The organism is Cryomorphaceae bacterium, from assembly GCA_007695365.1.
Classification (GTDB): domain Bacteria; phylum Bacteroidota; class Bacteroidia; order Flavobacteriales_D; family SKUL01; genus SKUL01.
Window position 1 is genome coordinate 13,709 of record REDV01000087.1, and the last position, 15,042, is coordinate 28,750.

A 15,042-nucleotide genomic window follows, 5' to 3' on the forward strand; every position below is an offset into this window, starting at 1 on the left:
GGAGGCTGTTCTTCAAAACCTTTTATTTGGTGAACAACAACTCCCGCAGTTTAGGCATGGGCCAAAGCTCGTCGTCAATAAGAAGCTCGAGTTTGTCTGAGTGATACTTTATTTCGGGCAAAAATGTGCGAACCTCGTCGCAGTATGCAAATGCCTTCTTTTTGGGGTCGGTTATTTTGTTGGCCTTTTTACGTGCCTCAATCATGGCGTCCACTTTGGTTTTAATAGCCTCCATGTGATGGGTAATATCGCGCACCAGTTTAAGAGGTGTAGCCGAAGCCTTTTCATATTCGGCTTTGGGCAGGACATCCTTGAGCCCTCTTACATTCTGCAACAAGCGATTTTGATAGGTAATGGCTGTTGGGATAATATGGTTCTGGGCGAGGTCGCCTGCCACACGCGATTCTATCTGAACCTGCATCATGTATTTTTCCAGCTCGGTTTCAATTCGGGCGTGCATTTCGCGCTCAGACAGAATTTCGAGATTTGCGAACAACTTTTGAATGCCGGGTTGCTCCAATACTTCAATGGCACGAGGCGTATCCGGTAGGTTGCTCAAACCGCGTTTTGCAGCTTCTTTCACCCATGCCTCGCCATATCCATTACCTTCGAAACGGATTGACTTGCTTTCCTTGATCAATTTCTGGAGTTCCTTCAAAATGGCTTCATCTTTACCGTTGCCACCTTCAATTCGCTTATCAACGGCTTCTTTAAACTTTCGCAGCTGATTGGCTACAATGGTGTTGAGCGCCACCATGGCGGAACCACAATTGGCAGTAGAACCTACCGCTCTGAATTCAAACTTATTGCCTGTAAATGCAAATGGCGAAGTTCGATTTCTGTCGGTATTGTCAATAAGCAATTGAGGAATCTTGCCAATGTTAAGTTTTAACTCCGTTTTGTGTTCGGGGGTCATCCTACCCGCCTTTATGCTCTTTTCGAGTTTATCGAGGATTTCGGTTAACTGTGAGCCGATAAACACCGACATGATGGCTGGTGGGGCTTCATTGGCACCCAGGCGCAAATCATTACTCGCCGAAGCAATACTTGCGCGAAGCACATCGGGATATTCACTGATGGCCTTAATGGTGTTAATCAGAAAGGTTAGAAATCTCAGGTTGCTTTTTGGGTTTTTGCCCGGGCTGAGAAGGTTAATTCCTGTATCGGTTGCCAGCGACCAATTGTTGTGTTTACCGGAGCCATTCAGGCCCGCAAAAGGCTTCTCGTGCAAAAGCACACGGAAGCGATGTTTGCGCGCTATTTTCTCCAGCAAATCCATCAGCAGGAGGTTGTGATCGTTGGCGAGGTTGGCCTCCTCAAACTTGGGAGCCACCTCAAACTGATTGGGGGCTACCTCATTGTGCCGTGTGGTAACCGGAATACCCAATCGCAGAGCTTCAATCTCAAAATCGCGCATAAAGGCCATGGCTCGTTCTGCTATGCTACCAAAGTAATGGTCGTCGAGTTGTTGTCCTTTAGCGGGATTGTGACCAAAGAGCGCTCTACCTGCAAGCACCATATCAGGACGGGCATTGAAGAGTGCCGCATCTACCAGAAAATACTCCTGCTCCCATCCAAGGGTGGTTACCACCTTATTTACATCCCGATAAAAGTAGCGGCAAACTTCTGTGGCCGCCTTATCCATCACGTTGAGTGCACGGAGTAGCGGCATTTTATAATCAAGTGCATCGCCTGTATAGGAGAGAAAAATAGTGGGGATGCAAAGGGTCTTTCCTATCACAAAAGCTGGTGAAGAGGGGTCCCAGGCAGTATAACCCCGGGCTTCAAATGTATTCCTCAACCCTCCACTGGGAAACGAAGATGCATCCGGCTCTTGTTGCACGAGCATGGTTCCGTCAAACCTTTCAATTCCCCTGCCCTCTTCGTAGTAGTCAAAAAAAGAATCGTGTTTCTCGGCCGTTGCTCCGGTGAGCGGCTGAAACCAATGGGTATAGTGTGTGGCACCTTTGGAAATAGCCCAGTCTTTCATGGCTGCGGCCACCTGATCTGCCACCCGACGGTCGATGGTTAGTCCGCTGTTGATAGCAGCTTTTACACTTTTGTATGCCTCAGGCGTGAGGTACTCACGCATGACATCGCCATTAAACACGCTCTCACCATAATACTGTGATACACGAGTAGCCGGTGGTTCTACATTAAGTGGAAGTCGGTTTTGGAGATCTTCGAGTGCTTTAAAACGCAGAGTTGCCATAGAATTTGTTTATTTTTTGGCAAATGTACCCTACTTTTTTAGGGGGTCAAGCAACAGAATTAATCATTTTATCAACAACACCCCCTAAATTTAGACCCCCTTTGAAACCACAATGTAGATATAGCCAATGTAGAGAGCGAAAAGAATAGCCCCTTGCCACCGGTAAATTTTCTTGCCGATAATCAGAAAAGGCAATACGAGGGCAGCAATACCGAGCATCCACAGCAAATCACTTCTCACCACTACCGAACTGACCGGTACATCTTTGATGGCCGCGGTGATACCCATGATGGCCAGAATATTAAAACTATTTGATCCGAGCAGGTTGCCTACTGAAATATCCGCTTGCTTACGGAACGCTGCGATAGCCGATGTAGCAAGCTCAGGCACAGAAGTACCAAAAGCTATGAGCGTTACGGAAATCACATGTTGGCTCACACCGAATATCTCGGCCATTTCTACAGCACCCTGCAGAAACCATCTTGCGCCAAAAAAGAGTCCTGCACTTCCTAAAACTATCATGAACAACAGCTTCCGGAGAGGTGTGGAAAGCGGCTCCCGAAGTGGAGTAAAATCGCTATCGCCTTCTTCAACCCGCATTTTCTTTCTGGACTTCAAAATGGAATAAACCACGTAAAGCACAAAGAGCAGCAGAAGAAAAGATGCCTCCAGACGATCTATCACGCCATCGAATGCCATCAGGTAAAAAAGCAAGGAGGCCGCCATCATCACGGGCCAATCGAGGGTAGCCGCACCGCGATCTGTGGCAAGTGGAAAAATGAGCGCTACCAGCCCCATTACAAGACCGAGGTTAGCGATGTTGGAGCCCACTACGTTTCCAACAGATATATCTGGATGCCCTCCAAGCACCGCCTTAACACTCACCAGTAATTCAGGAGCTGAGGTTCCCAGTGATACAATGGTTGCACCAATCACCAACTGCGAAACCTTGATTCGTATGGCAAGACCTACAGCACCTCTTACGAGCACCTCGCCTCCCGCAAGAAGCAGTGCCAATCCCAATACAAAAAGCACGTAAGTGATCACCGTGGGTCAGGGCTTTATCTGATCGCGAAAATCTTTCTGCTGTTTCTTGACCTCGTCCTGAATGTCGCGCGTAGAGTCAAGTATATCGCGCTGAATTTCCTGGGTTGCATCCCGAAACTGACGAACACCTTTCCCCAGGGTACGGGCTACATTTGGAATACCTTTTTTGCCGAAGAACATAATGGCAATGAGTGCAATCACAAAGATTTCGCCGCCGCTGATATTGAAGAAAAGGTAAATCACAGATTTCGAAGGTGCGTGCAAAGATAAAAAAAAGCCCCCCGCAAGACTGCGGAGGGCCCCTTACAATTAAGTTATGGCAATCAAGCTGCCTTTTCCTTTTTCAGCTTTTGCTTCCAGAGCTGCAGTACAGTTGGTGTTGCTACGCAAATGGATGAGTAAGTACCCACAACCACTCCGATCATCAACGCGAATATAAAACCGCGAATGGACTCACCACCGAAAATAAAGATGGACAGCAATACCACGAAGGTACTCATCGAGGTGTTGATGGTTCGGCTCAATGTGGCGTTTACAGCCCTGTTGAATACTTTGCCAACCTGATCTTTCGGGTGCTCGAACAACTCTTCACGAATACGGTCAAACACAACCACGGTATCATTGATGGAGTATCCAACTACCGTGAGAATCGCCGCAATAAATGCCTGGTCAATTTCCATTGAGAAGGGCAGAATTCCATAGAACAGGGAGAAAATTCCAAGTACAATCAATACGTCGTGGAACATCGCCACAATGGCTCCCAATCCAAATTGCCAGCGTTTAAAACGGAAAACAATGTACAGGAAGATAATCAAAAGCGAGAAAATAACCGCGAGCGTGGACGACTTCTGGAAGTCGTCGGAAATAGTAGGATCAACCTTTCTGCTCGACATGATCTCAAAATCAGGGCTGACATTGGTCAATCCAGCACGCAGAGCCCGCTCCACCCTTTCGTCAGCATCCTGGGCGGTATCATCCACAAGGAACTTGGTGGTTATTTTAACCTGATTAGCTGTTCCGATGGTCTTCACCTCAGGGCTCATCTTTAGTCCATCCTCACCTACAAACTCGTCTGCCAGGGCAGTACGCACATTCTCAATATCCACAATCTCATCAAAGCGCACATCATAGGTTCTTCCTCCGATGAAGTCCACACCAAAATCAAGTTTGCGGGTAGTCAGTGAAATCAAACTCACCAGTATAAGCACCCCGGAAATAGCGTAGAACACTTTCCTTTTACCCACAAAGTCGTAACTGGCATTCACAAACCAGTTGGCGGTTAATTTACTTGAGAAGGTTATGTTCTTCTTACCCTCAATTTGACCCGCAAACAACAGGCGCGTAATGAAAATGGCTGAATACAGCGAAGTGAAGATACCAATGATCAATGTGGTTGCGAATCCTTTTACGGGTCCGGAACCAAGCACGAGCAGTACAATTGCGGTAAGCAGGGTTGTAATGTTGGCATCGATGATGGCTGAGTAGGCCTTGGAGTATCCTTCGGTGATAGCAGCTTTGAGGCCTTTACCTCGTCTCAGCCCTTCACGTACGCGTTCAAAGATGAGTACGTTGGCATCCACCGCCATACCAATGGTGAGGATGATACCCGCAATACCGGGCAGTGTAAGTGAAGCCTGAAGTGATGCCAGGGCACCTATGAGGAAGAAAAGGTTTGCGATAAGTGCGATGTCTGACACAACTCCGGCGCCGCGGTAGTAGAATACCATATAGAAGAGCACCACCACCAGGGCAATCAGGAACGACATCAAGCCTGAGTTGATGTTCTGCTGACCCAATGATGGACCAACGATTACCTCATCAACAATGTTGGCAGGAGCCGGCAGAGCACCCGCTTTAAGCAGGTTGGCAAGATCGTCGGCTTCTTTAATCTGATCGGTTTTGGTACCGCGTGAGCCCATACTGATGCTTGAGCGACCTGAGGGAATTTCGCCTTGCACCACAGGAGCTGAGTACACATAGTCATCAAGCACTATGGCAATAGAACGTTTGGGCGATTGCGAAGAAGCATTGGCTGTAAGACGCTTCCATACTTTGGCACCTTCGGAGTTCATCTGCATCAGAACCTGAACCTGTCCGGTGGGATCAAAGTCCTGTGATGCATCTACAATGGTTGAACCATCCAGGGGGGCGCTTCCATCGCGCGTATCCACCTTAATGGCATACAGTTGCATCAGGTTGCCCATTTGAGGCTCGGGACGGGCAGACCAAAGCAGGCGCAGGTCTCGCGGAAGTATCTCACGCGCTATGGGGTGACGCAGTAATTTGTTGATTTCGGCAGTGTCCGAAAGCATGGCAAAACCCACCACCGGACCATTTTGCAGACGGCCATCGAAGGCGTTGGGTGATAACAGGGAAAACAGCGGGAATCGCTTTCTGCGCTCAGCTTCAGACATGGTATCATCGTCAGGCGAAGTGATAAGAGTATCGGTATCATCAGCTAGTTCCGAGAGAAGATCGGCCTCTTCATCTACGTCCACATCCGTTGTGTCATTTTCCAACACATCTAAAGCTGTATCATCCTGAGCATCATCAGCGTCATCCACCAACTGTGAGGCTTCATCGCCGTCTGCGTCATCTTCAAAATCAAAATCCTCGTCGGGGAAAAGTGCACGACTTAAAGCTGTGTTCAATTCCTCCAGTACCGGGTAGATTTCAAAGTTCTCGTGGGTATTCCAGAACTCCAGGTTGGCCGTACTTTTCAGTACCTTTCTTACACGCTCTTTGTCTTTTACTCCGGGAAGTTCGATAATGATACGTCCGGAGAGTTGCTGCTTTTGAATAGTAGGTTGGGCAACGCCAAACTTATCAATACGTGTGCGAAGAATTTTTTCGGTGTTGTTGATGGCCACCTCAGCTTCGTCGCGAAGAATGCGGACAATTTGCGCATTGTCTGCCTCACGAGGAAACTTTTCTTTGTTGTCACGGCTGTGAAAAACAGCCGCCATTTTCTTGTCAGGAGAGTTTTGCTGCCATGCACGTGCAAAGAGGGTCACAAAATCATCTTGCGAATTGCGCTGCATTTCCCGCGCATCGTTGATGGCTTTGCGAAAATCGGCATCTTTACTGTTGCCGCTAAGACCTATAATAAGATCGGGAATAGATACCTCGAGGATTACGCTCATACCCCCCTTGAGGTCGAGACCGAGATTGATTTCCTTTTCCTTTGATTCCGAGTAGGTATATCCGAAAATCGGATAAATCTGCTCGTTGGCGTTGTCGCGCAGAAATTTGTCAGCAAACTGCTCTCGCAATTCACTTTCTTCCAGCGCGCTCAACTCCCCTCGCTCCGCCCGAACAGAATCGAGCTGCGTTTCCGCAAAGTTTTCTGCCTTGGATTCAAATCCTGAAGTAAAAAAGGAAAATGAAATCTGATACAGACTGGCTATGGCGAGCAGGATGGTAAATACCCAAATGGCTCCTTTGTTCTGCATTGAATTGAGTTTAGATTCGGTTCTTTTTAGGAAGGCGCAAATATAGATTATTGCTGACATAAATACCAACCAGTGAAAAAGCTGCCTAAAATCTTCGCTAACATTTCAATGTAGGCCATCTTTGTACAACTGTTCATTGGCGCTATACACTAACTTTACCCTTTGCAATCCATCATTCAAATGCAACACATGGCAAAAACTACTTTTACTCTGATAGCGTGCTTCATTGCTACCTTTTCGTACGCACAATTCTTTGCCACTTACAGCGATGAAATTCCTGTTTTTCGTGATGGAGAGCAATTGGTTAACCCATGGTCGGGAGGAATTAATGCGGCGCAGGTTTCTACCATTGATGTGAATTTTGATGGCCTGGATGATGTGTTTGTTTTTGACCGCGCAGGCAACAAAATCATGATTTTTCTGAACAACGGCAGCAACGATCCGAACACTTTTCCCTACAGCTTTGAGCACAGCATGCAATTTCCGGCTCTCAGAAACTGGGTCTTGCTGAGAGATTTTAATTGTGATGGTAAAAAGGACATTTTCACCTCAAACGGAATTGGAGGTTTCAGGATTTACGAAAACGTATCTACTTCAGGAAGCGGACTTGAGTTCGTCATTCGCGAAAACAACCTTCAGTCTGAATACGCCTTTGGCACAATGCCGCCTTACAATGCCAATATCTATATCACCACAGTAGATATCCCAACGATTGATGACATTGACGGCGACGGTGACCTAGACATCATGGTATTCGCCGTATCCGGTCTTCTGCTCGAATACCACCGCAATCTTTCAGTTGAACTCACAGGTGGGTGCGACTCGCTCGCTTTCAAATTAAAAAATCGTTGCTACGGTTATTTTTCGGAAAGCCCTATTGATAACACCATTACGCTGCACGACCCTGATTTTCATAATATGCTCTGCCCACCCAATTACAATGTGGCAGACCCTGGCCCGGGAGTGGAAAGACCCACAGTTGATGAATTTGAGGGAGGTGCTCGTCACGCCGGCACCACCATTTTGACCATTGAACTCAATCAAGAGCCGCCAAAAGAAATCGTACTCGGAGACATTGGCGCCACCAACCTCACTGCGCTAATGAACTCTACAACTTCCTCAGGGATGGATTCGATTATTGCTGTTAACACTGCATTCCCGCAGGGGCATGGCGTGGCACCGCCTGTAGAAATGACATCCTTCCCGGGAACTTTTTATGAAGACCTCAATAACGATGGTGTGCGCGATTTGATTGTATCACCCAACGATGCCTTTGCATCGCTCAACAGCAGCAGCGTTTGGTACTATCAAAATATTGGTGAAGATGACTTGCCGGTGTTCGATCTGGTGCAGCAAGACCTGTTTCAGCAGCAAATGATTGACGTGGGTGAGGGAGCCACCGCTTTTTTCTTTGACTACACCGGAAACGGACTGCAGGACATGCTGGTGGGTAACAAAGGCTATTTTTTAGGTCCTGGTAACTGGAACAGCCAATTGGCACTGTACGAAAATACAGGAACCGCTACCAACCCTGAGTTCACCCATGTTACCGATGATTTCATGGGCCTCGGCACCATAACCATGCCGCAAGGTTTGCATGCGGCCTTTGGAGATTTGGATGGTGATGGAGATGACGACATGATTCTGGGCGCGGCAAACGGACAGATTTACTTGTACTACAATACTGCCGGGCCGGGAAATACCGCACAATTTGAGGCCGCCTCTGACATTTTTTTGAAAGACAGTCAAGGAAACAACATCGACCCAGGCCAGTATTCAACACCGCAGCTCATAGATCTCAATCGCGACGGTTTGATTGACCTGGTGATGGGAGAACGAAATGGTAAAATCTGGTACTATGAGAATGTTGGTACCGCCACTGAGCCTTCGTTTCAGCTGGTAACCGATTTTTTGGGTGAGGTTAATACCGCTGAGGGATTTATCACCACGGGTTACAGCGTAATTCAGTTTTTTGAAATGGATGACACGTATTACCTGATAACTGGTGGCGAACCCGGGAAAATTCGTTTGTACAGCAATATTGACGACAACCTCAACGGTACTTTTAATCTTGAGGACGACATGCTCTTTGGCTTGAAAAACGGCATGAGAAGCACTGTGGCCGTAACTGACATCAACAACGACGGGCATCCCGACCTGTTTACCGGTAACTTTGGTGGAGGCCTTCTTTTTCTCAAAGGCGGTGAACCTACTGGTTTTCATTCTTTTTCCCGGCGCGAGGACTTGTTTTCGGTGTACCCCAACCCTACTTCGGGCGAGTTCAGACTGCTTTTCACCACCCCTTACGACAACATGCTGAACCGCGTTGAAATATTCGACGCAATTGGCCGGTCAGTTGCGCGTTTTGCTCAGCAACCTGCCTCCCAACCCATTCAAACGTCAGGACTAACACCGGGGGTTTACATTGTTGAAGTTGAGCTGGCCAACAATAAGAGGGCAACCGCCCGGTTGGCAGTTGTGTCAGGGCAATAAAAAAGTCGCCCTGGTTAAAAGGCGACTCTTTTTGATCGGCAAAAAACTCTCTAACTGATCAATTCCATTCGGTCGAGCACAGACATTACGTCTTTCACCGCACCGGCAGACGCGTGCAGAAGCTCTTGCTCATCATTGTTCAAATCAAGCTCAATGATTTGCTCAATGCCGTTCTTGCCAAGCTTTACAGGAACACCGAGGTAGATGTCTTTCAATCCGTACTCGCCCTGCAACCACGCGCAGCAAGGGAAAATTCGCTTCTGGTCGCGCACGATGGCTTCTACCATTTGAGCGGCAGCAGCACCGGGAGCGTACCACGCAGAAGTGCCAAGCAGATTTACGATCTCTCCTCCACCTTTCTTGGTGCGCTCCACAATGGCGTCAAGAGTGGGTTTATCAATCAACTCGGTAACAGGAATACCTCCTACTGTGGTATAGCGAGGAAGCGGCACCATGGTATCGCCGTGACCTCCCATAAGCACCGCCTGAATATCTTTGGGAGACACATCCAACGCCTCGGCAAGGAAAGCACGGTATCGGGCGGTATCGAGAATTCCCGCCATTCCAAACACCCGGTTTGAGTCAACCTTCGCAGTGAGGAATGCCGCGTAGGTCATTACATCAAGTGGGTTGGAAACGATGATGATTTTGGCATCGGGAGAGTGCTCAATTACCTGTTCGGTAACCGTTTTTACAATGGTGGCATTGGTAGCAATAAGGTCGTCGCGGCTCATACCCGGTTTGCGCGGCAATCCTGAAGTAATCACCACCACCTCCGAACCAGCAGTCTTCCCATAATCATTGGTAGAGCCCACAGTTCGGGTGTCATACAGGTTGATGGGAGCGGTTTCCCAAATATCCAGCGCCTTTCCTTCGGCAAAACCTTCTTTGATATCCAAAAGAACAACTTCGTTGGCCAATTCTCTGTGTGCAATAACATTGGCACAGGTTGCACCAACGTTTCCGGCACCTACTACTGTAATTTTCATGTTCAATCCTTTTAAAAAGTGGTGAAATAGTCTCACGGCAAAAATAGCAGTTCCGCAGGATATCAGCACAGAATTTCGCACGAAAACCTACTACTGAAACCAATAAGCGCACTTTACTGATTTCATGTTAAGTGAGGGTATTTCCATCATTTTTTGTTGTTTTGCAACGCCTCAAATGAATATTTTTGGTGGCAACCCAACCAACCTTACCCCGTCTTATCGGTGCAAAATGTTGAAAACATATCGGAGAACACGCTTCGGGAAATTGTAAATGGCTGTGTCAGAAATGATCGCCAATGCCAAGAACGGCTGTACCGCATGTTCTATGGTAAAATGATGGGGGTTTGTATGCGATACGCGAACGACTCCAATCAGGCCAAAGACATTTTGCAGGATGGATTCATCAAAGTGTTCAACAACCTTGAACGTTATAGTTTTGATGGGTCTTTTGAAGGATGGGTGCGAAGAATCATGGTCAATACAGCCATTGATTATTTTCGCAAGAAGAGAAGTTCAAACGTTCTTTTAACTCAGGGTGAAGACGGAATGGAAGGGTTTGAAGAGGAGGTTGAAGAGGATCAGACCAATTTCGATTCTCCTCAGGAAACGGAATTCACGATGCAGGACGTTATTGACGCCATGCAGCAATTGACGCCAGCCTACAGGGCAGTATTCAACTTGTACGTGATGGAAAACAAAACCCACCAGGAAATAGCCGATGAGCTTGAAATCAGTATCGGCACTTCCAAATCCAACTTCGCAAAAGCCAAATTGAGAATCCGAAAAATACTCTTGAATACAAAATAAGCGTTGCCAACACACTGAAGACATGAGCAATCAACAACAATCACTCGAGGACATAATCCGCCAAACGCTGGAGCAGCTGGAGGTGCCCTACAACCAGGAACACTGGCGCGAGATGGAAGGTCGGCTCAACCTACTTACACAAGGTCTTGTAGTAAGTATGAGCAGCTTCTATACCGCCTTTGTTATCGCCGGTGTTTTTATGGCGGGTCTCATTTATTTCGGCCTTCCTGACGGTGCCCGTGCCGGATACGCCAACAACGAAGAAGAAATCGAAGAAGAATTTCCCGACGGTGAGGGTTCCGGAACAGAAACAGCCCAGCTTGCAGATTGGACGGCCAAAAGCGAAACTGAGGAACAGACAAATGCCGCTGAAATCCATACAACTATTACTGAAATCAGTGAGTTTGTGATGGAGGTACCTACCAGTAAAATGGAGAGCTTGAACGAAGACGTGGATGTTGCCCAATCAGATGATAAGGAGACCATTGTTGAATATGGCGAAATGACGGTGAAAAGAATCAAGTCTAGTGTGGCGCAGGGATGCGAAGGAACGCCTATTACCTTCTCAACGGCCGGGAGCGACGCTGAAGGTAACTACCTGTGGAACTTTGGAGATGGAATTTTCTCCAACAAGCAAGACCCTGTTCACGTATTTGCCTCACCAGGGGTTTACGACGTGTCGCTGCTCGTGACCCCGCTCACCGGCGGAAAACTCACACCCATGACCATCGAAGACCAGATTAAGATCAATCCGCGTCCGAAGGCTTCCTTTGATTTTACCATGAAGCAAAACGAATTGAACATGCCCAAAGTTCAATTTGAAAACCACACCAAAAATGCGAGTAAAGCAATTTGGATGATTGATGGTCAGGTAGTAGCGGAAGAAAATGGCTTAACACATCACTTTACCAAACGCGGCAACTACAAAGTAAGTCTCGTGGCAATGAACGAGTTCGGATGCTCAGACACGAGCTACAAGTATGTGGAAATAGCCGAAGACTATAACCTGATGGCTCCGGAGGTATTCTCACCCACTGGCAGCGCACCTGCCCGAACTTTTATGCCTGAAGCACTTCGCAAAATCCCGGGCACTTTCGTAATGCGAATTACCGATCCAAAAACCGATATGGTGATTTTCGAAACTACGGACATAAACCAGCCATGGGAAGGTAAAATTGCCGGTACCACAGTGAGTGCATCCAGTGGTGTTTACCAATGGGAAGTGACTGTAACCAGCCCCAACGGTACCGTGGATGTGTTTGATGGCACTGTTCGGTTAAGAAAGTAAATTACCTCCACTGAAAATCAGTTTATTGACGGCCTCTTTTAAGAGGCCGTTTTTTTTGAATAAAGCCGTGCCGGACGGTTGCTCATTAGCAACCATTTTATTATCTTGCGAACGAAACCAAAGCACTACCAACACCATCCCTTTTCGCTATGCGACACATTTGGCTTAGCCTGAGCCTACAACTTTTTTGTACCAAAAGCCACTCTGATTCTCTAGAGAACAAGAAGTCAGTTTCCCGTCTCTTTTTGAGCAGTGTATCTCTATACGTGTGGTTGGGAATTCTTGTGTCCGTTTTTTCTGTGCAGGTTTTGCAAGCTCAGGTCTATCTCCTTAACGGCAGCAACAACAACCTCACCTTTAATACCTGTTCGGGCACGTTTTATGACAGCGGTGGTGCCGGCGGCAACTACAATAACAACGAAAATTTCACCATCACTTTTTGCCCGTCGGGTTCTGACCCAATCAATATAGAGTTCACGTTTTTTGACATCGAAACCAACTGGGACTTCCTATACGTCTATGACGGCCCAAATACAGGTAGTCCTCAGTTTGCGGGCAGTCCGCTCACCGGCACCGGAGCCCCCAGCTTTAACTCAACCGGATGCATCACCTTTCAATTCATATCTGACGGCAGCGTAACCCGACCGGGCTGGGAAGCATTTATTTCTTGCGGCGAAGGAAGCACTAACTACAACAACCCCGGAGGAACCATCAGCACATGCAGCGGAAATTTTTTTGATACCGGAGGTCCCAATGCAAATTACGGAAACAACCAAAACATCACCACCACCTTTTGCTCAGATCAAAGCGGAGAGTGTGTCAATGTGAATTTCAACTCTTTCAGCCTGGAAAACGGCTGGGACTTTTTATACATCTACGATGGGCCCTCCATTGCATCACCACTAATCGGAACATTTACAGGTGGTAATTCTCCGGGAAGCGTTACAGGGTCAGGAGGATGTCTTACATTCAGGTTTACCTCTGATGGCTCCGTAACTTTTCCGGGTTGGTCAGCCATCATTTCCTGTAACGATTGTGATTACGAACCAGGTGGAGACGGAAACCCGCCGGCTTGCCCGAGTATTGAAGTAAGCCCCGACCAGGAGCTGGATTGCGCAACAGCGTGTACGCAACTTCAAGCAGATGTAACAGAAACAGGGTTAACCACCAGTTACCAGGTATCATCCGTTCCATATGAACCACCGTATCCGTACACCGGAGGCACTCCTCTTTTCATTGGCCAGGATGACATCTACAGCGGAGTTATTAACCTGCCATTTAACTTCTGCTTCTACGGTAATATGTACAACCAGGCGGTTGTAGGCGCCAACGGATTGGTCTCATTCAATACCGCTTACGCCAATCAGTTTTGCCCATGGGCCTTTAATGTGGCCGTTCCCAACGCAAACCTCCCTCTCAATGCCATATTTGGGGTTTATCACGACATCGACCCCAGTCAGGGAGGTGAAATCAATTATGCCATATTGGGAGAAGCTCCATGCCGAACCTTTGTTGTGAATTTCAATGAAATTCCTCATTTTCAATGTAACTGTGGCTTTTTCAATACCTGCCGTATCTCAACACATCAAATCGTGCTCTACGAGACCACAAACATCATAGACGTGTATGTGAACCTCAAAGAAACCTGCACAGGATGGAATAGCGGAAACGCAGTACTCGGAATCCAAAATGCAACTGGAACACAAGGTTTAACTCCCCCCGGCAGGAATACCGGACCGTGGACTGCAAGCAATGAAGCCTGGCGGTTTACACCCGATGGTCCTCCCAATTACGTGATTAATTGGTACGACGACCAAAACACCCTGATTGGAACGGGTCCGGACATTGAAGTATGTCCACAGGAAACCAGCACATACACCGGAGAGGTTGTGTACGAACATTGCGACGGAAGCATCATCGTAGAAACGGATCAGGTAACGGTAACAGTAGTTGATAGCTTTACGTTGAACGAGCTCTTTACAGACGAAAGCTGTCCGGGAGCGTGCGATGGATCTATTGAAATTTCCACCAACGACGGTGAGCCACCATTTGTATATGAACTGGATGGCATAGAACAGAACAACGGAGTATTCAGCAACCTCTGTGCAGGCCTATACATCATTACGGTAACAGACGATAATGACTGTGTGTCAGTGGCCAGTATTGAAATCGAAACACCTCCCCTGCCCGACCCCGGAGAGGATAACTCATTTGAAATTTGTGCCAACGACGAGTCCGCCAACCTCTTTGATTTTTTGGGTGGAACTCCGGATACCGGAGGTCTTTGGACTGACCCTCAGGGAAATTCACACAGTGGAACTTTGAATCCGGACGCAGATTTAGCCGGCGATTATACTTACACCGTAGGATTTCCTGGTTGCGAATTCAGCTCGACCATTACCGTTGAAATTCATCCTGTTCACGAGATTTTAATCGAGGAAACAATCTGTGAAGACGAGTTTGTGACACTGCCGGATGGTAGCGAGGTCAATGAAGCCGGCGTGTACGACGTAACCTTGCAAAGCGTGGTGACCGGTTGCGATTCCACCATCACTACCACCGTGATCGTGAATCCGCTGCTCTTCTCCGAGCAGGAGTTTACCATCTGTGAAGATGAGTTTGTGACCCTGCCCGACGGTAGTGAAGTCAACGAAGCCGGCGTGTACGATGTAACCCTGCAAAGCGTCGTAACAGGCTGCGACTCTACCATCACCACCACCGTATTCGTGAATCCGCTGCTGTTCTCCGAGCAGG

Annotated in this window: 9 protein-coding genes; 4 read left to right on the top strand and 5 right to left on the bottom strand. The window is 47.7% G+C overall.

The annotated features are described in order from the left end of the window. Positions 1-22: 22 nt before the first annotated feature. The 4 genes from EA392_08155 to EA392_08170 form a co-directional block, all read right to left on the bottom strand. A complete protein-coding gene (locus EA392_08155) occupies positions 23-2,212 on the bottom strand; it encodes a glutamine synthetase type III (protein ID TVR38955.1) in 2,190 nt (729 codons plus the stop codon). A 90-nt stretch (positions 2,213-2,302) separates the two neighbouring features. Further along, a complete protein-coding gene (locus EA392_08160) occupies positions 2,303-3,259 on the bottom strand; it encodes a sodium:calcium antiporter (GenBank protein ID TVR38956.1) in 957 nt (318 codons plus the stop codon). A gap of 6 nt (positions 3,260-3,265) precedes the next feature. Further along, positions 3,266-3,502, bottom strand: coding sequence for a twin-arginine translocase TatA/TatE family subunit (locus EA392_08165; GenBank protein TVR38957.1), 237 nt, complete (start codon positions 3,500-3,502; stop codon positions 3,266-3,268). Positions 3,503-3,582: 80 nt separating this feature from the next. Further along, positions 3,583-6,711, bottom strand: a complete 3,129-nt coding sequence (locus EA392_08170) for a protein translocase subunit SecDF (protein TVR38969.1) — start codon at positions 6,709-6,711, stop codon at positions 3,583-3,585. Between the two features lie 180 nt (positions 6,712-6,891). On the opposite strand from EA392_08170, the gene EA392_08175 reads away from it, so the two are divergent. Next, the gene (locus EA392_08175) at positions 6,892-9,204 is read left to right on the top strand and encodes a T9SS C-terminal target domain-containing protein (GenBank protein TVR38958.1); all 2,313 of its coding nucleotides are present in this window, start codon (positions 6,892-6,894) and stop codon (positions 9,202-9,204) included. A gap of 50 nt (positions 9,205-9,254) precedes the next feature. Here the strand turns inward: EA392_08175 and mdh are convergent, their stop codons facing one another. Then, positions 9,255-10,193, bottom strand: a complete 939-nt coding sequence (gene mdh, locus EA392_08180; protein TVR38959.1) for a malate dehydrogenase — start codon at positions 10,191-10,193, stop codon at positions 9,255-9,257. A gap of 156 nt (positions 10,194-10,349) precedes the next feature. On the opposite strand from mdh, the gene EA392_08185 reads away from it, so the two are divergent. The 3 genes from EA392_08185 to EA392_08195 form a co-directional block, all read left to right on the top strand. Continuing rightward, positions 10,350-11,000, top strand: a complete 651-nt coding sequence (locus tag EA392_08185; GenBank protein ID TVR38960.1) for a sigma-70 family RNA polymerase sigma factor — start codon at positions 10,350-10,352, stop codon at positions 10,998-11,000. Between the two features lie 22 nt (positions 11,001-11,022). Next, on the top strand, positions 11,023-12,288 hold the full coding sequence (locus tag EA392_08190) for a PKD domain-containing protein (protein TVR38961.1): 1,266 nt from the start codon (positions 11,023-11,025) through the stop codon (positions 12,286-12,288). 266 nt (positions 12,289-12,554) lie between these two features. Next, a partial coding sequence (locus EA392_08195; protein ID TVR38962.1) for a hypothetical protein occupies positions 12,555-15,042 on the top strand: 2,488 nt, incomplete at its 3' end.

Excerpts from the sequence above, each read along its gene's own strand:
- EA392_08170 (TVR38969.1), bottom strand. The coding sequence starts at position 6,711 with ATGCAGAACAAAGGAGCCATTTGGGTATTTACCATCCTGCTCGCCATA.
- mdh (TVR38959.1), bottom strand. The coding sequence starts at position 10,193 with ATGAAAATTACAGTAGTAGGTGCCGGAAACGTTGGTGCAACCTGTGCC.
- EA392_08155 (TVR38955.1), bottom strand. The coding sequence starts at position 2,212 with ATGGCAACTCTGCGTTTTAAAGCACTCGAAGATCTCCAAAACCGACTT.
- EA392_08190 (TVR38961.1), top strand. The coding sequence starts at position 11,023 with ATGAGCAATCAACAACAATCACTCGAGGACATAATCCGCCAAACGCTG.
- EA392_08175 (TVR38958.1), top strand. The coding sequence starts at position 6,892 with ATGCAACACATGGCAAAAACTACTTTTACTCTGATAGCGTGCTTCATT.